General features: G+C 74.4%; 14 protein-coding genes. 9 read left to right on the top strand and 5 right to left on the bottom strand.

All coding sequences use genetic code 11. The features are described 5' to 3' along the window. Positions 1-24 precede the first annotated feature (24 nt). From HEK131_RS24340 to HEK131_RS24310, 7 genes are read left to right on the top strand one after another with little or no spacing between them, the layout of a single operon-like run. A complete protein-coding gene (locus tag HEK131_RS24340; RefSeq protein WP_244337023.1) occupies positions 25-2,985 on the top strand; it encodes an amino acid adenylation domain-containing protein in 2,961 nt (986 codons plus the stop codon). After that, a complete protein-coding gene (locus tag HEK131_RS24335; RefSeq protein ID WP_244337022.1) occupies positions 2,982-9,266 on the top strand; it encodes a non-ribosomal peptide synthetase in 6,285 nt (2,094 codons plus the stop codon). The genes HEK131_RS24340 and HEK131_RS24335 overlap by 4 nt, the downstream gene beginning before the upstream one ends. Next, a complete protein-coding gene (gene sbnA, locus HEK131_RS24330) occupies positions 9,244-10,269 on the top strand; it encodes a 2,3-diaminopropionate biosynthesis protein SbnA (protein ID WP_217461772.1) in 1,026 nt (341 codons plus the stop codon). Before HEK131_RS24335 ends, sbnA begins: the two co-directional genes overlap by 23 nt. Further along, positions 10,266-11,258, top strand: a complete 993-nt coding sequence (sbnB, locus tag HEK131_RS24325) for a 2,3-diaminopropionate biosynthesis protein SbnB (RefSeq protein ID WP_244337021.1) — start codon at positions 10,266-10,268, stop codon at positions 11,256-11,258. The genes sbnA and sbnB overlap by 4 nt, the downstream gene beginning before the upstream one ends. Beyond that, a complete protein-coding gene (gene lysA, locus HEK131_RS24320) occupies positions 11,255-12,616 on the top strand; it encodes a diaminopimelate decarboxylase (RefSeq protein WP_432215672.1) in 1,362 nt (453 codons plus the stop codon). Before sbnB ends, lysA begins: the two co-directional genes overlap by 4 nt. Before the next feature lie 6 nt (positions 12,617-12,622). Then, entirely contained in the window at positions 12,623-13,483 is an 861-nt protein-coding gene (locus HEK131_RS24315; protein WP_244337019.1) for a metal-dependent hydrolase, read from the top strand. Continuing rightward, on the top strand, positions 13,480-14,781 hold the full coding sequence (locus HEK131_RS24310) for a condensation domain-containing protein (protein WP_244337018.1): 1,302 nt from the start codon (positions 13,480-13,482) through the stop codon (positions 14,779-14,781). Before HEK131_RS24315 ends, HEK131_RS24310 begins: the two co-directional genes overlap by 4 nt. Here HEK131_RS24310 and HEK131_RS24305 read toward each other — a convergent pair. The 5 genes from HEK131_RS24305 to HEK131_RS24285 all read right to left on the bottom strand — a co-directional run bounded on the left by HEK131_RS24305 (position 14,730) and on the right by HEK131_RS24285 (position 19,886). Next, on the bottom strand, positions 14,730-15,617 hold the full coding sequence (locus HEK131_RS24305; RefSeq protein ID WP_244337017.1) for an LLM class flavin-dependent oxidoreductase: 888 nt from the start codon (positions 15,615-15,617) through the stop codon (positions 14,730-14,732). The two genes, HEK131_RS24310 and HEK131_RS24305, sit on opposite strands and share 52 nt — an antisense overlap. After that, the gene (locus HEK131_RS24300) at positions 15,602-15,802 is read right to left on the bottom strand and encodes a helix-turn-helix domain-containing protein (protein ID WP_217461766.1); all 201 of its coding nucleotides are present in this window, start codon (positions 15,800-15,802) and stop codon (positions 15,602-15,604) included. The genes HEK131_RS24305 and HEK131_RS24300 overlap by 16 nt, the downstream gene beginning before the upstream one ends. Before the next feature lie 27 nt (positions 15,803-15,829). Next, positions 15,830-16,417 (bottom strand): hypothetical protein, encoded by a 588-nt coding sequence (locus HEK131_RS24295; protein ID WP_217461765.1) that lies wholly within the window; start codon positions 16,415-16,417, stop codon positions 15,830-15,832. Between the two features lie 152 nt (positions 16,418-16,569). After that, positions 16,570-18,636, bottom strand: a complete 2,067-nt coding sequence (locus HEK131_RS24290; RefSeq protein WP_279614273.1) for an amino acid adenylation domain-containing protein — start codon at positions 18,634-18,636, stop codon at positions 16,570-16,572. A 221-nt stretch (positions 18,637-18,857) separates the two neighbouring features. Then, entirely contained in the window at positions 18,858-19,886 is a 1,029-nt protein-coding gene (locus tag HEK131_RS24285) for a LuxR C-terminal-related transcriptional regulator (protein ID WP_244337015.1), read from the bottom strand. Between the two features lie 340 nt (positions 19,887-20,226). On the opposite strand from HEK131_RS24285, the gene HEK131_RS24280 reads away from it, so the two are divergent. Beyond that, positions 20,227-21,522 (top strand): ATP-grasp domain-containing protein, encoded by a 1,296-nt coding sequence (locus HEK131_RS24280; RefSeq protein ID WP_244337014.1) that lies wholly within the window; start codon positions 20,227-20,229, stop codon positions 21,520-21,522. A 34-nt stretch (positions 21,523-21,556) separates the two neighbouring features. Continuing rightward, entirely contained in the window at positions 21,557-22,792 is a 1,236-nt protein-coding gene (locus tag HEK131_RS24275; RefSeq protein ID WP_244337013.1) for an NAD(P)/FAD-dependent oxidoreductase, read from the top strand. The last annotated feature ends 8 nt before the right edge of the window (positions 22,793-22,800 follow it).

The following is a 22,800-nucleotide window of genomic DNA, read 5'->3' as shown; positions in this document are numbered from 1 at the left end:
CGCACGACGGGGGAGGAGCACAAGGTGATCGCGGAACTGTTCCGGGACCGGGCGGCCAGGACACCCGGCGCCCTGGCCGTCAGCGACGGCACGACGAGGCTGACCTACGCCGAACTGGCGGCGGCTTCGGAGGAGTTCGCGCGCGGACTGGTCCGGCTGGGTGTGCGCCGGGGAGACCTCGTCGGTCTGCTCGGCGGGCGCTCGGCGGCCGGGGTGGTCGCACTGGTCGGCACGGTGCTCGCCGGAGCCGCCTACCTGCCCCTCAACCCCGGCTGGCCCGCCACCCGGCTGCGGCAGATCACGGACCATGCCCGCCCGCGCCTCGTCGTCGGCGTGCCGGACGCCGGGACGGGATCGGTGCCGGCGGCCGAGGTGAGGGCGGCCGGGCGCACCGCCGCGCCCCTGTCCGAGGGCGCCGGTGACACGCCCCCGGCCTACGTCATGTTCACCTCCGGCAGCACCGGCACCCCCAAGGGGGTCGTCGTCGAACAGCGGGGCGTGCTGCGGCTGGTGTGCGCGTCGGAGCACCCCTGGCTGCCGGTGGGGATGCGGGCCGCGCACGGTGCCGCCCCGGAGTTCGACGCCGCCACGCTGGAGGTGTGGGGCGCGCTGCTGAACGGGGGCTCGCTGCACATCGCCGACGCGGAGACCATGGCCCGCCCGGCCGCGTACGCGGAGTTCCTGCGCCGGGAGCGGATCGAGTTCGCCTGGCTGACGGCGCCCCTGTTCCACCGCATGGCCGACCACGACCCGGCCCTGTTCGCGGGCCTGCGCACCCTGATGACCGGCGGCGACGTCGTCTCCGCGGGGCACGCGGCACGGGTGCTCGCCCGCTGTCCGGAACTGGCGCTGTACAACGGCTACGGCCCCACCGAGAACACCGTCTTCACCACCGTGCACCGCGTCACCGCCCCCGTCCCGGACCCGGTGCCCGTCGGCCGGGCCGTCGCGGGCACCGAGCTGTACGTGTGCGACCAGGCCGGGCAGCCGGTGCCGGACGGCACCGAGGGCGAGCTGTGGGTGGGCGGCGCCGGGGTGGCGCGCGGCTACCTCGGTGACCTCGGGCTGACGGCGGCCCGCTTCCCCGGCGGCCGCTACCGCACCGGCGACCTGGTCACCCGCGAGAAGGACGGCCTGGTCCGCTTCCACGGGCGCGCCGACCAGCAGGTCAAGATCCTGGGCAACCTGGTGGAGCCCGCCGAGGTCACGGCCGCCCTGCTCGCCCTGCCCGCCGTACGCCAGGCCCACACGGTCGCCGTACGCGACGAGGCGGGGGAGGCCCGGCTGAGCGCGTACGCCGTCACCGGCATGGACCCCGGCGCCCTGCGCACGGCCCTCGCCGAACGGCTGCCCCGCTATCTGCTCCCCGCCCACCTCACCGTCCTGGACCGCCTGCCGCTGAACCCCAACGGCAAGGTCGACACCGCCCGGCTGCCCGCACCCCGGACGCACGGGACGCACGAGGACGCCCCGGCGCCGGACGAGCTGACCGGGCTGTGGGCGCGGGTGCTCGGCCAGGACCCGGCGGCCATCGGCCCCGACAGCGACTTCTTCGCCCTCGGCGGCGACTCCGTACGCCTGGGCGTCCTGCTCGACCGGATCGAGGCCCGCCTCGGCCGCAGGCTCGGCTTCCGCCAGGTCTACGCGGCCCCCACCCTGGCCGGGATGCGCGCCCTGCTGGAGCATGCCGGCCAGGCCAGCGCGCCCGTACCGCGCGGCACCGGCCGCACCGGCCCGGCGCACCCCGCCCAGCGCGGGCTGTACGCCCTCTGGCAGGCCGACCCGGACTCGGTCGCGTACAACATCCCCGTACGCCTGGACTTCGGGGCGCCCGTCGGCCCCGAGCGGCTCCAGGGCGCCCTGGACGCCCTGGTCGAGCGGCACGAGGCTCTGCGTACGCGGCTGACCGCCGACGCGGACGGCATCCGGCAGGAGGTCGTCGACGGGGTCACCGTGCGCCTCGAACCCGAGGACGCGGAAGGCGAGTTCGTACGTCCCTTCGACCTCGCCGCGCCCCCGCTGCTGCGCGCCCGCCGCGCCGGTGACCGGGGGCTGCTGCTGGATCTGCACCACGTCGTGGCCGACGGCGTCTCGGTCCGCGTCCTCGTGCGGGAACTGCTCGCCCTGCTCGCCGGAGAGACGCCCGCCCCCGTGCCGCTGCGCTGGCTGGACGCGGCCCGCTGGTGCGCCGGGCGGGACGACGACCTCGGCCCCTGGCTGACCTCGCTCGCCGGAGCACCCGGCGGCGGCACCCTGCCCACCGACCGGCCGCGCCCGCCGCGCCCCACCGACGCGGGCGGCCGGGTGCGGCGCGACCCGGTCGCCGCCGACGCGGTGGAGAAGACGGCCCGCGTGCACGGCACCACCCCGTTCGTGGTGCTGCTCGCCGCCTACGCCACCGCCCTGGCCCGCGTCGGTGGCCTCACCGACCTGGTGGTCGGCACCCCCGTGCACGGCCGCGGCCACCACGAACTCGCCGACGTGGTCGGCATGTTCGTGCAGACCGTGCCGCTGCGCGTCCGGCTGGAGGAGGACACCACGCTCGGCGCCCTGGTGGCGGACCTGCGCGAGAGCCACCAGGACGCCCTGGACCGGGGCGCCGTCCCCTACGACCGGCTGGTGCGCGAGCTGGGCGCGGGCCGGCCCGGACTGCGCGACCCGCTGATCGACGCCTTCTTCGGCCTGCAGAACCTCGACTCCTACGAGTTCGCCGAGGCCGGGCTCACCGCCTCGCTGGACTTCCTCCACCCCGGCACCACCCGGTTCGACCTCAACCTCCAGGTCCACGTCCGCCCCGACCGCCTGGTGTGCGACCTGGAGCACTCCACCGAGCTGTACGAACGGGCCTCCGCCGACCACCTGCTGGACTCCGTCCTGCTGGCACTGGACGAGATCGCCACCGCCCCCGAGGGGCCGGTGCTGCGGCGCCTCACGGCGGGCGCCTACGCCAGCGACGCCGACTTCGACTTTGGAGCAGCACGATGACCACGTTGCGCGGCAGCCAGGCCCTGAACGAGTACCCGGAGCAGACCCGGTACTGGCGGCGGTGGGCCGGGGCGCTCGACGCGGCCACCCTGCTCCACCACGACCTCCTCGCGGGCACCGGCCCCGAGGACCCGGCCACCGGGGTGTGGGAGCAGGACCTCGACACCGAGGCCGTCGCCCGCGCGAGCGCGCTGACCGGTGACGAACCCACGCTGGCCCAGGTGTTCGTCACCGCCGCCGTCGCGGCCGTCGCCGCCACCGAGACCGACAGCGCGCGGGTCTGCGTCCGCACCCGCGCCGGGGACCGGGACTTCCCCGTGCTCGTCGACGTCGGCACCGACACCCGCGCCCTGCTCACCGAGGTCCGCCGCGCCTACCGCGAGGGCGCCGCCCACCTCGACGTGCCGCCCGCCCAGGTGCTGGCCGCCGAGGGCGTCGTCCCCACCGACCTCGCCGTGCTGCCGTACCCGCAGGACACGCTGCCGGACGGGATCACCGCCGGGTTCGCGGTGCGCGGCGGCAGGCTGCGGCTGACCTACCGCGCCGACCTCCTGCTGCCCGGCACCGCACGGCGCCTGGCCGGGCGGTTCGCGCGGGCCCACGCCCGGATCGCCGCCCTCGGCCCGGTGCACGGCACACCGGACCCGGCGGAGACGGAGCTCCTCGCGCGGGCCAACCGCACCGCCCACGGCTACGAACCCGGCACCCTGCTGCACGAGTTCGTCCAGCACACCGCCGCCCGGCACCCGGACCGCCCGGCCGTGCTCGACGGAAGCGGCCTGACCTACGCCGAGTTCAACGCCCGCGCCAACCAGCTCGCCCGGCACCTGCGCGAACTGGGCGCCGCACCCGGTGGAATCGTCGCCGTCGCCCTGCCCCGCAGCCCCGAGGCGCTGATCGCCTTCCACGCCGTGCTCAAGTCGGGCGCCGCCTACCTGCCCGTCGACCCGGCCCTGCCCGAGGCGCGCCGCCGCCACATGGTCACCCACAGCGGCGCCCGGATCGCGGTCGGCACCGACTGCCCCGGCGCCACCCGCCTGGTGGACCCCGCCGACCCGGCGCTCGCCGCGCTCGACGGCACCGACCTGCCCCCGCTCGCCACCGAGAGCGACCTCGCCTACGTCATCTACACCTCCGGCTCCACCGGCCGCCCCAAGGGCGTCATGGTGGAACACCGGGCGATCGTGAACCGGCTGCGCTGGATGCAGCGGCAGTACCCGCTCACCCCCGGCGACGTCATCCTGCACAAGACACCCACCGCGTTCGACGTCTCCCTGTGGGAGATCTTCTGGTGGGCGCTCGCGGGCTGCGCGGTGAGCACCCTGCCCTCCGGCGACGAACGCGACCCGGCCGCCCTCGTCCGCCGGATGACCGAACACGGCGTGACCACCGCGCACTTCGTGCCCTCCATGCTGCAGGCGTTCCTCGCCCACCTCGCCGACGGCACCGCGCCCACCGGGCTGCGCCGGATCTTCGCCAGCGGCGAGGCGCTGCCCGCCGACGCGATACCCGCCCTCGCCCGCGCCTTCCCCGGCCCCGACGCCCCGGCACTGGTCAACCTGTACGGGCCGACCGAGGCCGCCGTCGACGTCACCCACCACGACTGCACCGGCCACGACCCGCGCCGCCCGGTCCCGCTCGGCACCCCCATCGACAACATCCGGCTGCGCGTCCTCACCCGCGACGGCGGCCCCGCCCCGGTCGGCGTGCCGGGCGAGCTGTACCTGAGCGGGGCCGGTCTGGCCCGCGGCTACCTGGGCGCCCCCGGCCTGACCGCCGAGCGCTTCGTGCCCGACCCGACCGCGCCCGGCGAACGCTGCTACCGCACCGGCGACGCGGCCCGCTGGCGGGAGGACGGCACGGTCGAGTACCTGGGCCGGCTCGACGACCAGGTGAAGGTGCGCGGCCACCGCATCGAGCCCGGCGAGATCGAGCACGTCCTCACCGCGCTCCCCGGGGTCACCGAGTGCGCGGTGGCCCTGCACGAAGGCGCCCTGCGCGCGTACGTCGTGTCGGCGCGGCCGGACACGGAGGCCCTGCGCGCGGGGCTCGCCCGGCAGTTGCCCTCCTACATGGTCCCGGCCCGGTTCGTGACCGTGGCGGAGATCCCGCGCACCCCCAACGGCAAACGGGACCTGAAGGCCCTCGCCGCGCTGCCGGCCACTCCGGGCACCGGCCGGGTGGCCCCTCGTACCCCGCTGGAGGAGGAGCTGGCCGGGATCTTCGCCGCCGCGCTCGGCCGGGAGGACCTCGGGGTCACGGACAACTTCTTCGAACTCGGCGGCGACTCCATCAAGTTCATCGGCGTGCTGGCCGCCGCCCGGCGCGCCGGGCTCGACTTCACCTTCCAGGAACTGTTCGCCCACCCCACCGTCGCCCTGCTCGCCCCCCTGGTCCGCCGGGCCGGACCCGACGCGCCCGAGGCACCGGCCCCCTTCGCCGCCCTGACCCCCGCCGACCGGGCCGCGCTGCCCGCCGACGCCGAGGCCGCGTACCCCCTCTCCAGCCTCCAGGCCGGGCTGCTCTACGAGATCGCCACCCGTGACGCCGCCGTCTACCACGACGTCTCCGGCTACCGCTACGACGCCCCGCTGGACCCCGCCCGCTTCCGGCGCGCCGCGACCGAGGCGGCCCGCCGCCACCCGATGCTGCGCACCTCCTTCCACGCAGCCGGCTTCTCCCGGCCCACCCAGGTCGTCCACCGCGACACCCCCGACTGGTGCACCACCGTCGACCTCACCGGCCGGGACCCCGACGCCCAGCGCGCCTACCTGGAGAAGGCGACCGCCGAGGAACTCGCCACCGGCTTCCCCGAGGGCACCGTCGGCCCCGTACGGATGCGGCTGTGCCTGCTCGGCGGCGACCGCCACCACCTGCTGCTCAGCTACCACGCGGCCGCCCTGGACGGCTGGAGCGTCAACCGGCTGCTCTACGACCTGTTCGACCTCTGCTTCGACGCCAGCGCGACCGCCGGCCGGCCCGGCACCGACTACGCGGAGTTCGTCGCCCTGGAACAGCGGGCCGTCGCCTCCGAGGAGGCCCGCGACTTCTGGCTCACCCGGCTCGACGGCGCCGACGCCACCGCGCTGCCCCGCAACCCCGGCGCCGGCCTCGACCCCGCCGAGACCGTCCGCACCCTCGACGTGCCCCTCGACGCCGGCCTCGGCCCCGAGCTGCTCGCCACCGCCGCGCGGCTCGGCGTCCCCGTCAAGTCCGTACTGCTCGCCGCGCACACCGCCGTGCTCTCCTTCGCCGCCGGACGCGACGACATCACCACCGGCTACGAACACAGCGGGCGCCCCGAGCGGCAGGACGCCGAACGCACCCTCGGTCTCTTCCTGAACACCCTCCCCTTCCGCGTCCGCACCGACGCCCCGAGCTGGGCCGACCTGGTCCGGCGGGTCTACGACGAGGAGAGCGCACTCCTGCCGCACCGCCGCTACCCCATGGGCGAGATGGCCCGGCACCTGCGCCGCCCGCTGTTCGAGGCCGTCTTCAACTTCACCCACTTCCACGTCCTCGGCGCCCTGGCCCGTCGCCACGGCGCCCGGCTGCACCGGGTCTCCGTGCACAGCCAGACCGAGTTCCCGCTGCGCGCCGAGTTCTCCCGCGACGCCCTCGACGACACCGTGGGCCTGCAACTCCACTACGACGGCTCGGTGTTCGACCGGGCCGGGGTGGAGCGGTTCGGCGGCTACTACCTGCGCGCGCTGCGCGCCCTGGCCGCCGACCCCGACGCCCCGCCCTTCGCCCGCACCTTCATGAGCGAGGAGGAGCGCGACTGGCTCGCCCGCCACCGGACCGGCCCGGTCCGGGAGGTGCCCGGCACCACCCTCCTCGACCGGTTCGCCGACACCGCCGCCCGCCACCCGGAGCGCACCGCCGTCGGCCACGGCCCCGACACCCTCACCTACGCCGAACTCGACCGCGCCTCGGACCGGTTGGCCCGCGCCCTCACCGCACGCGGCGCCGCACCCGGTGACGTGGTCGCGGTGCGCATGCCACGCGGGCTGCCCTGGGCGGTGAGCCTGCTCGGCGTCATGAAGGCGGGCGCCGTCTACCTGCCGCAGGAACCCGGCGACCCCGCCGAACGCCTCCGGCACGCCGTGACCCGCAGCGGCTGCCGCCACATCCTCGACCCGGCCGAGTACACCGCCCTGCTCGCCCCGCCCGAGACCGGCACCGACTCCGACGGCACCCCGCCCGCGCACCGCCCCGGCCCCGACGACCCGGCCTACGTCATCTTCACCTCCGGCTCCACCGGCGAACCCAAGGGTGCCGTCGTCGAGCACCGGGGGATGCTCAACCACCTCCAGGCCAAGGTGGACGACCTCGCGCTGACCGGTGACGACGTGGTCTCCCAGGTCGCCTCCCAGTGCTTCGACATCTCCGTGTGGCAGCTCGTCGCCCCCTGGCTCACCGGCGGACGCAGCGTCATCCACGACCGGGTGACCGACCCCGCCGACTTCCTGGACACCGTCGTCTCCGAAGGCGTGAGCGTGCTGGAGGTCGTGCCCTCCCTGCTCGACGCCCTGCTGGACACCCTCCGCGCCGCCCCGCGCGAACTGCCCCGGCTGCGCTGGCTGATGGTCACCGGCGAGGCGTTCGCCCCCGCCCTGGCCCGCCGCTGGTTCGCCGCGTACCCCGCGATCCCGGTGGTCAACGCCTACGGGCCCACCGAGGCGTCCGACGACATCACCCACCACATCCTGCGCGCCCCGGTGCACACCGAGCGCGTCCCCGTGGGCGCCCCGGTCATCAACACCACGCTGCACGTCCTCGCCGAGAACGGCACCCCGGTCCCGCCCGGCACCCTCGGCGAGATCCATGTGACGGGCCCCTGCGTCGGCGCCGGATACGTCAACGACCCCGAGCGCACCGCCGCGGCCTTCCCCGCCAACACCCTGGACACCACCTCCGCCCGCGCCTACCGCACCGGCGACCTCGGCCGCTGGCTGCCCGACGGCACCCTGGACTGCGTCGGGCGCCGGGATCAGCAGGTCAAGCTGCGCGGGCACCGCGTCGAACTCCCCGAGATCGAGCAGACGCTGACCCGGATCGAGGGCGTCGACCAGGCGTTCGCCGAGGTCCGCCGGGACGGCGGGCGCACCCTGCTCGCCGTCTGGTACACCGGCGACGCCGAGCCCGGCGCGGGACGGCTGCGCGAGGAGGCCGCCCGGCTGCTGCCCGCCTACATGCTGCCCGACGTGGTCGCCCGGCTGGACGAGGTGCCGCTCAACCGCAACGGCAAGGCCGACCGCAACGCCTTGGCCGCCCGCCCGCTGCCCGCGCTCACCGCCCGCACCCCCGAACCGCCCGCCGACGACACCGAGCGCGCGATCGTCCGGCTGTTCGCCGACGCGCTCGGCGTGCCCGAGGAGTCAGTCGGCGCCGACGACGACTTCTTCGACCTCGGCGGCCACTCCCTCGCCGCGATGGCGGTGGCCGCGCGCTCCGACGGCCTGGTCACCGTGCGCGGACTGCTCCAGGGCCGTACCGCCCGCGCCCTGGCCCGCGGTGCGGCCGGCACCGGCGGGCTGCTGGTGGAGCTGGCCGCCGCTGAGGACCCGGAACTGACCGTGGTCTGCTTCCCGTACGCGGGCGGCTCCCCGGTCGGCTACCTGCCGCTCGCCAAGGCGCTGGAGGACACCGGCCCGGTCCGGTTCCGCGCGCTCGACCTGCGCGAGGAGGGCGTACCCGCCACCGGCGCCCTGCTGCGCGACCTGGCCGCCGAACTCGCCGACGTCACCGGGCCGCTCGTCCTGCTCGGCCACTGCGCCGGCGCCGGAATCGCGCTCGCCCTCGCCCGCGCGCTGCCTTCCCGGCCGCCCGTCGTCCTGGTCGGGCGGGCCCTGAAGTCCACCGATCCCGCCGACCACCCGGTGGCCGAGGTGACCGCCGCCTCCGAGGAGACCGTCGCCACCTGGGTCGTACCCGGCGAGCCCGGCGCCCCCGCGCCCGACACCGGGCCCGCCGTGCTGCGGGCGCTGCGCCGGGACACCGCGCTCGGCAACGCCTTCCTGCGCGAGCTGCTCACCGCCCCGGTCCGCGCCGACCACCCGCTGACCGTGGTCCTCGCGGCCGACGACCCGGTGACCCGCGGCCACGAGGACACCGTCGCCCGCTGGGGCCTGCTGGCCCGCACCCCGCACGTCGTCCGCACCGAGGACGGCGGCCACTACCTCAACCAGTCCCGACCCCACCTGCTGGCCTCCGTCCTGCGACGGTCCGCCGCCGACGGAGCACCGGAGGGCCCGCATGCTGTACGACAGCGCCCATGACGCCGGGGACCCGCACTGCTTCGTGCGGCTCGCCGGGTTCCTGCCGCACGCCGAGACCTGGCTGAAGCTGGAGGCGCAGAACCCGGCCGGCTCCATCAAGATCAAGGCCGCCCGCGCGATGATCACCGCCGCCGAGGAGGCCGGCCGGATCGGCCCCGGCACCCGGCTGATCGAGTCCACCTCCGGCAACCTCGGCATCGCGCTCGCCTCGATCTGCGCGGCCCGCGGCTACCCGATCACCCTGGTCACCGACCCGAACGCCAACTACCGCAGCGTGCAGCAGATGCGGGCGCTCGGCGCCGACGTGGTCATCGTCGACCAGCGCGACGCCAACGACGGCTTCCTCGGCTCCCGCATCGCCCACATCAGCCTCAAGCTCGCCGCCGACCCGGCGCTGGTGTGGCTCAACCAGTACGCCAACCCGGCCAACGTCGCCGCCCACCGCGAGGGCACCGCCGTCGAGATCACCGAGGGGTTCGGGGTGCCCGACCGGCTGTTCGTCGGCGTCGGCACCTCCGGCACGCTGATGGGCTGCCTGGAGCACTTCGCCCGCATCGGCGCGCCCACGGTCGTCGTCGGCGTCGACGCGGTCGGCTCGGTCACCTTCGGCGGCCCCGCCGCCCGGCGGCTCATCCCCGGCCTCGGCTCCAGCCGGGTGCCGGAGATCTTCCGACGCGGCGAACACGGCCGCTACGAACGGATGCTGGTGCCCGAACCGGACGCCATAGTCGCCTGCCGCCGCACCGCGGCCGACCACGGACTGCTGGTCGGCGGCTCCACCGGCACCGTGCTCGCCGCCGTACGCGCGAGCGCGCACCGCATACCGGCGGGCAGCCGGGTGCTGGCCGTCTCCCCGGACCACGGCCACGCCTATCTGGACACCGTCTACGACGACACCTGGGTGGCCGCCCACTACGGCCAGGACTTCCTGAAGGACATCGGGGGGCGGCCGCTGCCGCCCGCCCGGACGCCGGTGACGGCAGAGAGCGAGAGCAGCAAGTGACAGCGACGACACGCCCCTTCACGGTGGTCGGCGGCCGCGCCGTGCGCGAGGCGCTGGCCGGCCACGAGGCGGAGGTGATCGAGCGGGTGCGCGAGGCGTACCTGCTCCACGACGCCGGTGACACCATCAACCCCGACAGCTACTTCCTGCGCTTCCCCGCCAAGCCCGACAGCCGCATCATCGCCCTGCCCGCCTACCTCGGCGGCGACGTGGACGTGGCCGGGATCAAGTGGATCTCCAGCTTCCCGAAGAACACCGGACGCGGCCTGCCTCGCGCCTCGGCCGTCCTGGTCCTCAACGACTACGAGACCGGCTACCCCGTGGCCCTGCTGGAGTCCGCCACGATCAGCGCCGCCCGCACGGCCGCCTCCGCCGCGCTCGCCGCCCGCACCCTGGTGCCGGGCAGGCCCGCGAGCTGGGGCGTGGTCGGCACCGGGGTGATCGCGCGGGAGATCTGCCGGTACCTGACGGCGAGCGGCCTGGGCGCCGGGCGCGTGCACTGCCACGACCTCGATCCGGAGGCGGCCGCCGCCTTCGCGGCCCGCTTCCCCGGCGGCACCGCCACCGGTCTGGACGCGGCCCTCGACGCCGACCTCGTCGTCTTCGCCACCACCGCGCTCGCCCCCTACGTCCCGGCCGACCACCGCTTCAAGCCGGGCCAGGTCGTACTGCACGTCTCGCTGCGCGACCTGGCGCCCGAGACTCTGCTCGACGCCGCCAACCTCTGCGACGACGTCGACCACTGCCTGAAGGCCGACACCTCCCCGCACCTGGCCGAACAGCTCACCGGCGGACGGGACTTCATCACCGGCACCCTCGCCGACGTGCTCGCGGGCCGGACCGCCCCGGACCCGGACCGGCCCGTCGTCTTCTCGCCCTTCGGCATGGGCGTGCTCGACCTGGCCGTGGGCTCCTACGTACTGGACCGCGCCGTCGAGGCGGGCACGGCCACCGAGATTCCGGGGTTCTTCCCGGTGGAAGGCGAATGAACGACATGAGCGACACCCTCAAGCCCGACTGGCTGACCGAGCCCGCCGACCTCAACGCCCTCTCCCCGTACCTGTGGCCGGCCACCGTCGCGCGCGACACCTCCGGCGTCCTCACCGTGGGCGGACTGCGCGTCACCGACCTGGCCGCCGAGTTCGGCACGCCGATGTACCTGTTCGACGAGGACGACTTCCGCGCCCGCTGCGCCGAGTTCCGCACCGCCTTCCACGACTTCGACGTGTACTACGCGGGCAAGGCGTTCCTGTGCAAGGCCGTCGCCCGGATCTGCGCCGAGGCCGGGCTCGGCCTGGACGTGTGCACGCTGGGCGAGCTGAAGACGGCCATCGCCGCCGGATTCCCCGGCGCGCGCATGGTGCTGCACGGCAACAACAAGTCCGCCGAGGAACTCACCACCGCGCTGCGCCACGGCGTCGCCCGGATCGTGGTCGACTCCTTCGACGAACTGGCCCTGCTGAAGGAACTCGCCGCCGACACCGGCGTACGCCCCACCGTGCTGGTCCGCGTCAACGTCGGTGTCCGCGCCGACACCCACGCCAACATCGCCACCGCCCACGACGACCAGAAGTTCGGTTTCTCGCTGCGCACCGGCGACGCCGCCGCCGCGGTGGCCTACGCGCACGACGCCGACGGCATCGAACTCGCCGGGCTGCACATGCACCTGGGCTCGCAGATCTTCGGCATGGACTCCTTCGAGGTCGGCGTCGAACGCATGATGAGGGTCCGTGCCGACTTCATCCGCACCTGCGGCGCCGAACTCCCCGAGGTCAGCGTCGGCGGCGGCTTCGCCATCGCCTACCGCGACCACCACCAGCCCCTCGCACCGGCCGGGATCGCGGACGCCCTGCGCCGCTTCAGCGAGGAGAGCTGCCGCGAACTCGGCGTCGGCGCACCCCGGCTGGCCATCGAGCCGGGCCGCGCGGTGGTCGGCCGCTCCGCCTTCACCGTCTACCGGGTCGGCACCGTCAAGAACGTCGAGGGCCTGCGCGCCTTCGTCTCCGTCGACGGCGGCATGAGCGACAACATCCGCCCGGCCCTGTACGACGGCATCTACTCGGCCGTGCTCGCCGACCGCCACACCACCGCCGAGCCCCGGCTCTCCCGCGTGGTCGGCGTGCACTGCGACGCCGGCGACGTGGTGGTGCGCGACGACTACCTCGCCTCGGACATCCACTCCGGCGATCTGCTCGCCGTGCCCTGCACCGGCGCCTACTGCCGTAGCCTGTCCAACAATTTCAATCACACTCCGCGCCCGCCGGTCGTCGCCGTCGGCGGCGGAACCGCCTCGGTGTGGGTCCGCCGGGAGACGTACGACGACCTGCTCGGCCTCGACCTCGGATAGGACCCGATGTACGGCAACACCCTGGTCTCCTTCCCCTCCGGCGCGCTCACCGGCGAAGCCACCGTCCGCCAAGTGCTGTCCCTGGACGGCTCGTTCGGCGTCGTCTGCGACACCACGCCCTTCCACCCGGTCGACCACACCTGGCCCGACCAGCCGGCCGACCGGGGCGTGCTCACCGCCGAGGGGGAGGCGTACACCGTCGAGGACGCCCTGATCGGCGCGGCGCCCCGCGACGGCTCCGCGCCCCTCGCCGTCGGCCCCGGCATCCCGGTCCGCCGCGGCGAGGAGGGCTGGGACTGGTACGTCGTCCACGTCCTCGCGGCGGACCCCGGCCCGCTCACCGGGCAGCGGGTCCGCCTCGCGGTCGACCCCGAGCGGCGGCGGCAACTGTCCGCCGGGCACACCCTGTGCGAGCTGGTCGGCCTCGCGCTCAACCGGATGCTGGCCCCCCGCTGGTCCAAGGAGGCCAAGCCCGACGCGCTCGGCGCCCCCGACTTCGACAAGCTGGCCATCACCAGCTCCCGGATCTCGGCCCACGGCAGCGTCGACCACTACCGGCTCGGCAAGTCGCTGCGCCGCAAGGGCTTCTCCACCGAGGGTCTGGCCGCCGAGCTGCCCGGGATCGAGGCCGGGGTCAACACCCTGATGGCCGGCTGGGTCGCCGAGGACGCCCCGGTCGGCGTGGCCACCGAGGGGCCCGGCATCGACGCGCTGCGCCACTTCCGGTGCGCCCTCGCCGAGGGGGAGGCGTCGACACCGTGCGGCGGCACCCACGTCACCCGTACCGGCGAACTCGGACAGGTGAAGGTCACGCTGGAACTCTCCGGCGACGGAACGGAACTGCGGATGGAGGCCACGTGCTCGTGAACGGCACCGGCGCGGGAGGACCGGCCGCGCTGACGGCCGCCCAGCGGCGGCTCTGGGTCACCGAACAGTTCAACCCGGGCAGCGACGCCTACCTCATCGACGCCGTCGTCCGCATCGAACCCGGCGCCGACCCCGATCTGCTCCAGGCCGCGCTCGCCGACGTGGCCGCCGCGCACGACGCCTTCCGCACCGAGTTCGGCTGGGACGACGACGGCGACCCCGCCCAGTTCGTCCGCGACGGCGTCGAACTCCCCGTGACCCGAGGGACCGGACCCGCCGCCCCGGCCGACCCCTTCGACCTGGAACGCGCCCCGCTCGTCCGCTTCCGCATGGTGTGCCGGGACGGCACCGCCACCGCGCTCGAACTCACCGCACACCACATCGTCTTCGACGGCTGGTCCCTGGGGATCTTCGTACGCGACCTCGGCCTCGCCTACGACGCCCGCGCCGCCGGGGCCCGGGCCGATCTCTCCGGGCGGCCGGGCATGGCCGGGTTCGCCGAGGCGGAGGCCGCCTGGCTCGCCGCGCCCGAGGGCAAGGAACGGGTCGACGCCCTGGCCGGACTGCTGCGCGGCGCCCCCGAACTGCTCGCCGTACCCACCGACCGGCCGCGCGCCGCCACCGGACCCGACGGCGGCCACGCGGGCGCCGGGCTGCACTTCACGCTGCCCTGGGAACTCGCCGAGGACATCACCGAGTTCGCCCGGGAACGGCGCACCACGCTGAACATGGTGGGGCTCGCCGCGTTCTCCGCCGTGCTCGCGCACTGGTCCGGCACGGACGACATCGTCGTCGGCAGCGCCTTCGCCGGACGCACCAGCCTCGCCGCCGAGGCTTGCGTGGGCTGCTTCATCAACGTCGTCCCGCTCCGGCTCGCCGTCGACACCGCGGCCCCCTTCGACGCCCACCTCGACCGCGTACGGGAGCGGGTGCTGCGCGGCGCCGAGTATCAGGACGTGCCGTTCGACCGGCTGGTGGAGGCGCTCAACCCGCCCCGCTCACTCACCCACAACCCGCTGGTCCAGGTCGCGTTCGGCGTGCAGAACACCGAGCCCGCCCGCTACGACGGCGGGATACGGCTCACCGGCGAACCCGCCCCGGACGACGACGCCGAGGCACGGCTCGACCTCACCCTGTGGCTGGAGGAACGCCCCGAGGGGCTGAAGGCGATCTGGACCTACCGCAAGGACCTCTTCGAGCGGACCACCGTGGCCCGGCTCAACCAGTGGTTCTTCCGCACCCTGCGTCAGGGCTGCCTCGACCCCTCCGCGCCCCCGGCCGCGCCCGCGCGGAGCTGAGCCACCTCCTCCAGCACCGCGACCCGGCCCGCGTACACGCCCTCGGCCCGCGGATGGTGCACGATCACGTCCGTGAAGCCCAGCGCGGCCGCCCGCTCCCGCATCTCGGCGAACCGGGCCGCGCTGCTCAGCGAGTAGCCGGGACACGCGTCCAGCGACAGATGGCGCTGGAAGCCGGGCTCGGGCTTCAGCTCGTCCATGTACCCGGCGAGCCGCTCGACCCCGGCCCACCAGCGGTCCTCGCCGTCCGCGCCCTCGGGGCCGATGGTCACCCAGCCGTCGCCCAGCCGGCGGGCCAGGCGCAGGGTGCGCGGACCGCTGCCCGCCACGATCAACGGCACCCGGGGCCGGCGTACCCGCCCGGAGACCGTACGCGCGTCCACGGCCGTGAAGTACTCGCCCGTGAAGTCGACATGGTCCTCGCGCAGCAGCCGGTCCAGCAGCCCGGTGAACTCCGTCATCCGGTCCACCCGTGCCTTCGGCGACAGCGGGGGGCGGCCCAGCATCACCGCGTCCACATCGGTGGCGCCCGCGCCCACCCCGCACAGGAAACGCCCGCCCGAGATCTCGTCCAGCGCCATCACCTCCCGCGACCAGGGCACCGGATGACGGAAGTTGGGCGAGGTGACGAAGGTGCCGAGCCCGATCCGGGAGGTCACCGCGGCGGCCGCCGCCAGCGTGGCGACCGTGCCCAGCCAGGGTTCACCGGCAAGGCTCCGCCAGGCCAGATGGTCGTACGTCCAGGCGTGGTCGAAGCCCAGCTCCTCCACCGCCCGCCAGCGCGCCCGCGCCTCCGGCCAGGTGTACTCGGGCAGCACCACTACGCCGACTCGCACCGCTCACCCCGCTCCACGGACCGCTCGCTCAGCGTGGTGCTCACATCGATCGGGTGGTACAGGGTGCGGCCCGACTCCCGGTAGCGCCGCCAGCCGTGCTGGCTGGCCAGGCGGTACACGGTCCCGGCGGGAACCCGCCAGATCTCGACGACGTCGGTGACGCTCAGTCCTTGTGGACTTGCCATGTCGGTGGTTCTTCCCTGCTCGGACGGTCAGACGGTGCAGGCGGCGCGCGGGATGAAGGCGTGCCACTCGTGCGGGGCCCAGCGGTGGGCGGGATCGCTGTCGCACCGGATCTCGGACGCCGGCCCGGCGCCCCCGGAGCGCATGTGGGCGACGAGGTTCCCGGCGCACTCCGGCTCCCGGCACGAGCCGACGGACACCTGCCGGGACTGCCCCGGCTGTACGCAGCGCTGCGCCAGCGCCACCGACTCCTCCAGTTCGCCGAGGAGTTCGCCGAGCGCCGGATGCCGGGCCAGCCACTCCAGATGGCGGCGCAGGAACGCCGTCATCTCCCGTATCTCCCGGTTCGGCGCGGCGACCCGGCGTTCGTCGGCGACCAGCGCCGACCAGGACGACAGCACCGACATGAGGGCGGACCGCGCCTCCACGGCCTGGCTGCGCACGGGCAGCGCGGCCGTGCGGGAGTTCCCCGAGACACGGACGAGGGACCGGGCGCTGTCGGGGGCGAGGGCCTGCTCCGCCTCCGCGTACAGCCGCGGCAGCCGGGACAGGGTGGACAGGAGCGCGTCGAAACAGGGCGCGCACAGCGTGCCGTGCGGGCGGTTTCCGGCCGTCACGTCCGACCGGATCAAACGGCGGCAGCCCACGCAGGTGTGGATCGGAGGCATGACACATCAGTCCCTGATGTTCTCGGGTGTCCGCTCGCGTGCGGACACGCCAACGGGAATCGGGAGAAAAGGGCGGAGCTCTGGAAGGGAGTTGTTCCGCGCTAGGTACGGGGGAGTGCTGAGGATTCGGCGCGCCGCGCGTCGATCAGCCGGACGACATCCGCCAGTCGGGGATTCGCCAGCAAATCCTTCTGCGGGACCCGGACTCCGAGATCGCGTGATATCCGCATCTGCATCCGGAACGCCATGAGGGAATGCCCGCCGAGCTGGAAGAAATCCGCATCTCGCGTGATTTCCCCCGTGCCGAGGAGTTCCTCCCACAACCGGGACAGATAAGTCTCGGTACCGCTCGCGGCATCCACCGCGGTGGCCGCCTTCCGGCGGGGCGCGGGGTCGGTCAGCGCCACCGCCGCCCGGTCGACCTTGCCGTTGACCGTGCGCGGCAGTTCCGGCAGGGGCAGAAAGCGCGCGGGCCGCATGTACGACGGCAGATCGCGCCCGGTGTGCTCGTGCAGCGCCCCCGCCTCCACCGGCTCGCCGCCGGTGGTGGTGAACGCGCACACCAGCCGCTCGTCACCGGGCCGGAAGGTGTGCACCCACACCACCGCGTCGCTGACCTGGGGATGGTCGCGCACCACAGCCTCGATCTCGCTCAGCTCGATGCGGTGGCCGCGCAGCTTCACCTGGAGGTCGGCCCGGCCGTGGTAGCGCAGAGCGCCGTCCGGCCGGGTGCTCACCACGTCGCCGGAGCGGTAGTAGCGGGCGGGCCGCTCCCCGTCGGAAGCGGTGACGAACCGCTCGGCGTCCAGCTCCGGACGCCCCAGGTAGCCGCGGGTGACCTGTGGTCCGGCGAGCCACAGTTCACCCCGCTCGGCGTCCCGGCCGTCCTCGCCGACCACGCGCGCGCGGAAGCCGGGCAGCGGCCGGCCCACACAGGAGTCGTCCCCGGCCAGGTCCTCGGGCGTGACCTCGTGGTACGTCGCGTGGACGGTGACCTCGGTGATCCCGTACATGTTGACCAGCCGGGGCGCGGCCAGGCCGTACCGGGCCGCCCAGGGCCGCAGCAGACCGGGCGTCAGCTTCTCGCCGCCGAACACCACGTAGCGCAGGGCGGGCAGTTCGGTGTCCGAGGCGAGTGCCGTGGCGGAGAGCGCGGCGAACGCGGTCGGGGTCTGGTTCAGCACCGTCACCCCCCGGTCGGCGACCACCGCCAGGGTGCTCTCGGCGGACCGGGCCGTGTCCTGCGGGAGGACGACCAGCCGGGCACCGGTGGCCAGCGCGCCCCACATCTCCCAGACGGCGAAGTCGAAGGCGAGGGAGTGGAAGAGCAGCCAGCGGTCCTCGGGCGTGAAGGTGAACAGCCCGGAGGCGGCGCCCAGCAGGGCGGTCACCGCCTCGTGCGTCACGGGTACGCCCTTGGGGCGGCCGGTGGTGCCGGAGGTGTAGATGACGTAGGCGGTGTCCTCCGGCGCCGGGGCCGGGGCCGTCCCGCCCGGCGGGGCCGGGGGAGCGGTCCGCAGCAGGTCCAGGTCCCGCTCGGAGAGGACCGGCAGGCCGGTCGCGCCGGTGTCGTCGGCGGCGCCGATCAGCGCGGACGCGGCGCAGTCCTGAAGGATGAAGGCGTTGCGCGAGGGCGGATTGCGCACGTCCAGCGGGACGTAGGCCGCGCCCGCCCGGACGATGCCCGCGATCGCCGCGATCGCGCCGGGCCCCGGCGCCAGTCGTACGGCCACCCGGTCACCCGGCCGTACCCCTCGCTCGCCCAGCGCGGCGCGGACGGCGTCGGACCACAGGTCCAGCCCGGCATAGGTCAGTCGGTCGTCCCCGCACTCCACCGCGACGCTGTCGGTTCTGGCGCGGAATGAATGCAGTAACGCGTCGACAAGGGTCCCGCCTCCTCGGTGTTCTTCCTCCAAAAGCGGCGCACTGCCGTCCAATGTTGCCCCCGTTTTAATCTCTGTGAAGAGGATGGCCGAAGGTCGGGACGGCAAGGCCGTCCCGTGTTGACTATCTGCCGGAAAAGCGGTGGTCAGGAGATGTGTCCCACATCGTGCGGCAGCCTCCTTGCCGGTGACGTGAATTCCTGGAGTCCGAGGATTTGTTCTCCACCCTAGGGCGGGTGAATATTCCAGGGCAAGAGCCTTTGCGCGGTCTGTTGGGACGGACACATGTGAAGGGATAAGGCAACGGTATTCACGGTTTCCGCGTCGCCGGAGGTCCGGTCGGCCGGCACGGCCGGAGCCCTCGCGCGGCGGCGGACCCGGGCCGGGGTGGGGGTGCCGGGCGGGAGGTGTGGATGGGGGTGGGCGTGCCCCGCGTCGAGGTCCGTCTCGGGCCCACAGTAGCCCACGGGTGCCAACTCCGGCTGTGCCCCGATCGGTTGAACCGGTCACTCGGAAGCGCCCGCTCCGTCCTCCTGGAGCGCCGAGGCGAGCAGAAAGCCCAGGTGGGTGCGGTTGTGCGCCCCGAGCTGAGTCATGAGCTTGGCGATGTGCTGGCGGCAGGAGCGCTCGCTGATGCCCAGGTGCCGGGCGACGGCCGCGTCCTTGGGCTCCTCCAGCAGCAGCCGGGCGATGGCGCGCTGCATGTCGGAGATGACGAACCCCTCCCGGCGGCTGGCGTAGGCCGAGGCGAACGGCACGGCCACCCGCCAGGCCGTCTCGAACGCGCTCACCAGGAACGACACCACGCCCTGGTGGCTGATCCGCAGCACTCCGGGACCGTCGTGCGCGGGCGCGAACGCCGTGCGCCGGTCGAAGACGATGAGCCGGGGAAACAGGGTGTGCAGCGTACGTACCTCCGCGCCCGCCTCCGTCAGCCGCTCCACGTACGCCTCCGTGGCCGGGTTGAAGCGGGCGCTGTGCTGGTAGATCGTGCGCATCCGCACCCCCCGCGCCAGCATCGCCATGTCCCGGTGCTGCGCCTGGTCCAGCACACCGACCGGCCGCGGGCCGCCCGGCTGGGCCGTCAGCACCTCCGTACGGCAGTCGAGCGCCTGCTCCTCCAGTACCGCGTCGATGTCCCGGGCGTCCACGGTGAGCAGCTCCCCGGAGCGGTCGCCGGACCGCCGCTCCGCGTCCCGCACCTCCCTCAGCGCCGCGAACTCCCCTTGGACGGACTCGATCTGGGTCTGCGCGTCCCGCACCGCACGCCGCAGCGGGGGTACCGCGCGCGCCTCGGCCGCCTCCAGCAGGCGGCGGGTGTACACGCCGGGGCGGCCGGGTTCGGGTACCAGCAGGTCCAGTTCCTCCAGCCGGCGGATCGCGCGCTCGGCGAGCGGTCCGGGCAGGTCGAGGTCACGCAGCAACTCGTCGCGGTCACAGGCACCTTGCCGGAGTGCCACGGCGTACAGCAGTCGCATGGCGTGGGTGACCGCGTCCAGTCCGCTTTCGTCGTTTACCTCATGTTTGGTTGTCATTCATTCAGCCTTCCGCATCCGGCAGTGCCTATCCATGATCCGTCGCGGACATGGCGGCCACACCCTCCCGGTGGCAAGGATCGAGTCCGGATTTCGGACACGAGATTCCGACAACGGGGAGAGAACGGGCACATGAGTACGCCCATGGGGTGTGTGATCACCCTTTTCAAGCAATCGACCGCGCCCGCACCGGTACCGGTGCGAGCGGCGCGGCCTTCCAGGACAGCACGCGGTGGACGCCGATCCGGCGCGGGCCAGGCCGTCGCGGCCGCCGACACCGGCTGGGGGTGAGCGGCGGCACCGACCGCCGCCGCAGTTGGCCCCTCCACCAAGGAAAGACATGGCACTGGACACACGCGCCCTTCTGCTGCTCGTCCGCGTCGGGTGCCTGCGCGAGCAGGCCCTGCGTTCCTGGACCGCCCGCCCGGACCTCGATCTGGCGCTCGCCGAGAGCGCCACCGCCGCCTACCTGCGCCTGGCCGACCGCCAGGTCCCGCTCTCACCGGAGCGGCCCGCCGAGGAGATCTACGAAGCCTGCCGCGCCCAACTGGCCGCCGCACCCGGCCGCAAGGGCGTCATCGGCTTCCTCGACTCCACCCTGCCCGTGGTGGCCCGCCTCGCCGAGGAGTTCGGCCTGCCCGGCTGCCCGCCCGAGACGCTGCGCAACCTGACGGACAAGACGTGGGCCCGCGCCCGCCTCGCCGAATGCTCCGTCCCGGGCCCCGAGTTCCGGGTGCTGGACGCCACGCTGACCGGGACCGGCGAACGCGCGCGGGCCATGGCCGGCCTGGCCTACCCCTTCATCCTCAAGCCCGCCGACTCCTCCGCGGGCCGGGGCGTGATCCGCGTCGCCGGACCGGAGGAGACCGACGACGCCTGGGAGCACGCGGCCGCCTTCACCAAGAACGGCACCCTGCTCGCCGAGGAGGAACTGTTCGGCGACGAGATCAGCGTGGAGACGCTGACCGTCGACGGCCGTACCGTCGTCCTCGCCCGCACCGAGAAACTCGCCACCCGCGACGACTCGTTCGTGGAACTCGGCCAGGCCGTGCCCGCCCGCCTGCCCGGCCCGCTCGCGGAGCGCGTCGAGGAGGTGGCCGTCGCCGCGCTCAAGGCCGTCGGCTTCGACCACGGCATCGCGCACACCGAGATGATCCTCACCGCGGACGGTCCCCGCATCGTCGAGGTCAACCCCCGCCCCGCGGGCGACTGCATCCTCGACCTCGTCCACCTCACCACCGGCACCGACGTGTACGGCCTCGCCGCCGACCTCGCCCTCGGCGAGCCGCTCGACCTCGACGCGCTGGCCGCCGCCCGCCCCGCGGGCGGTGCCGCGATCCGCTTCCTCACCGCCCCGGCCGGGGTCGTACGCCGGATCGACGGCGTGCCCGAGGCCGCCGCGCTGCTGGACCCGGCGCGGGAGCGGCTCGTGCTGCTCACCCGCCCCGGCGACGTGGTCGAACCCGTCACCACCAATCTGCACCGCCTGGGCTACGTCCTCACGGTGGGCCCGGACACCGAGACCGCCGTGGCCCGCGCCGAGCGCGCCGCCGCCCTGGTCGGCATCGTCACGTCCCCGCCCGCTCCCGGTGAGCCGCCCGTCCGGCGGCTGCCCAGCTCCGAGTGCTGGACCTGAGCCGGTGACCACACCCTCGTACCCAAGGAAGACCATGCGATCCCCCGACTCCTGCTGGCTGGCGAGCGGACCGCGCTGGACGGGCGGCAGCACGCCCGTGCCGGGCCGTGCCGACGTCCTGGTGCTCGGCGCCGGTGTCATGGGCTCGACGCTCGCCTACTGGCTCGCCCGCGCGGGCCGCGCGCCCCTTGTCGTCGACCGCAACGACAGCCCCGCCGAGGGCTCGTCCGGCCGCAACGCCGGACGCGTCATCCAGGGCGGCAACGCCCAGCACGCGCCCGCCATCGACCGGATCGGCCACGAGCAGGCCCTCGCCGTGTACCGCGCCACCCTCGTCAACCGCGACCTGGTGCGCGAGGTCACCGCCCGCGAGGGCATCGACGCCCACCACACCACCACCGCCAAGCTCGACCTCACCGACAGCGAGGACGAGGCGCTCGAACTCAAGCGGACCGCCGACGCGCTGTGCGCCGACGGCATCGCGGCCGAGTGGCTCGACCTGCCCGAGGCCCGCCGGGTCTTCGGCACCGACCTGCCCGACACCGTCCTCGGCGGACTGCACCGCCCCGACCAGGACGCCGTGCACTCGGTCGGCTACGTGCGGGGCATCGCCGACGCAGCCCGCCGCCACGGCGCCACGTTCAGCCTCGGTGTCACCGCGACCTCCCTGGAGCGGACGGACGACGGCGCCTGGCGCGTCACCACGGACGCAGGCGAGGTCGTCGCCGAGCAGGTCGTGGTCGCGCTCAACGCCTGGACCGGACGCCTGCTGCCCGAGTTCGACGACCTGATCACCCCGGTGCGCGGCCAGCTCGTGCAGACCGCGCCCGTGTCCTTCCGCATCCCGCAGTGGGGCCTGGACCGGGGCCTGGTCTACGGCGGCCAGAACCAGGACGGCTCCCTGCTCCTGGGCGGCCTGCGCACCACCGTGCCCCACCGCGACGAGGGCATCGCGCTGCCCGCCGACGACAACACCCCGGCGTTCTCGCCGGAGTTGGCCGACCGGCTCGCCACCGCGCTGCCCGCCCTGCTGCCCGGCACCGCGGGCGTGCCCGTGGTGCGCGCCTGGAGCGGCGTCATGGCCTTCACGCCGGACCGCTGCCCCCTCGTCGGCGAGCTGCCCGGCCGTCCCGGACTGTGGGTCATGGCCGCCTTCAGCGGACACGGCATGCCCTACTCCCAGGTCGTCGCCGAACAGCTCGCCGAGCGCATCCAGGGCGGTGCCGGAGCGGGCATACCGGCGGCCTTCGACCCGGCCCGATTCCTGTGAGGGCGCCG

Source organism: Streptomyces seoulensis, assembly GCF_022846655.1.
Classification (GTDB): Bacteria; Actinomycetota; Actinomycetes; order Streptomycetales; family Streptomycetaceae; genus Streptomyces.
Note: the sequence above shows the minus strand (reverse complement) of the source record. Positions and strands in the feature narration are given on the sequence as shown.

Excerpts from the sequence above, each read along its gene's own strand:
- HEK131_RS24335 (WP_244337022.1), top strand. The coding sequence starts at position 2,982 with ATGACCACGTTGCGCGGCAGCCAGGCCCTGAACGAGTACCCGGAGCAG.
- sbnA (WP_217461772.1), top strand. The coding sequence starts at position 9,244 with ATGCTGTACGACAGCGCCCATGACGCCGGGGACCCGCACTGCTTCGTG.
- lysA (WP_432215672.1), top strand. The coding sequence starts at position 11,255 with ATGAACGACATGAGCGACACCCTCAAGCCCGACTGGCTGACCGAGCCC.
- HEK131_RS24315 (WP_244337019.1), top strand. The coding sequence starts at position 12,623 with ATGTACGGCAACACCCTGGTCTCCTTCCCCTCCGGCGCGCTCACCGGC.
- HEK131_RS24300 (WP_217461766.1), bottom strand. The coding sequence starts at position 15,802 with ATGGCAAGTCCACAAGGACTGAGCGTCACCGACGTCGTCGAGATCTGG.
- HEK131_RS24285 (WP_244337015.1), bottom strand. The coding sequence starts at position 19,886 with ATGACAACCAAACATGAGGTAAACGACGAAAGCGGACTGGACGCGGTC.
- HEK131_RS24280 (WP_244337014.1), top strand. The coding sequence starts at position 20,227 with ATGGCACTGGACACACGCGCCCTTCTGCTGCTCGTCCGCGTCGGGTGC.
- HEK131_RS24275 (WP_244337013.1), top strand. The coding sequence starts at position 21,557 with ATGCGATCCCCCGACTCCTGCTGGCTGGCGAGCGGACCGCGCTGGACG.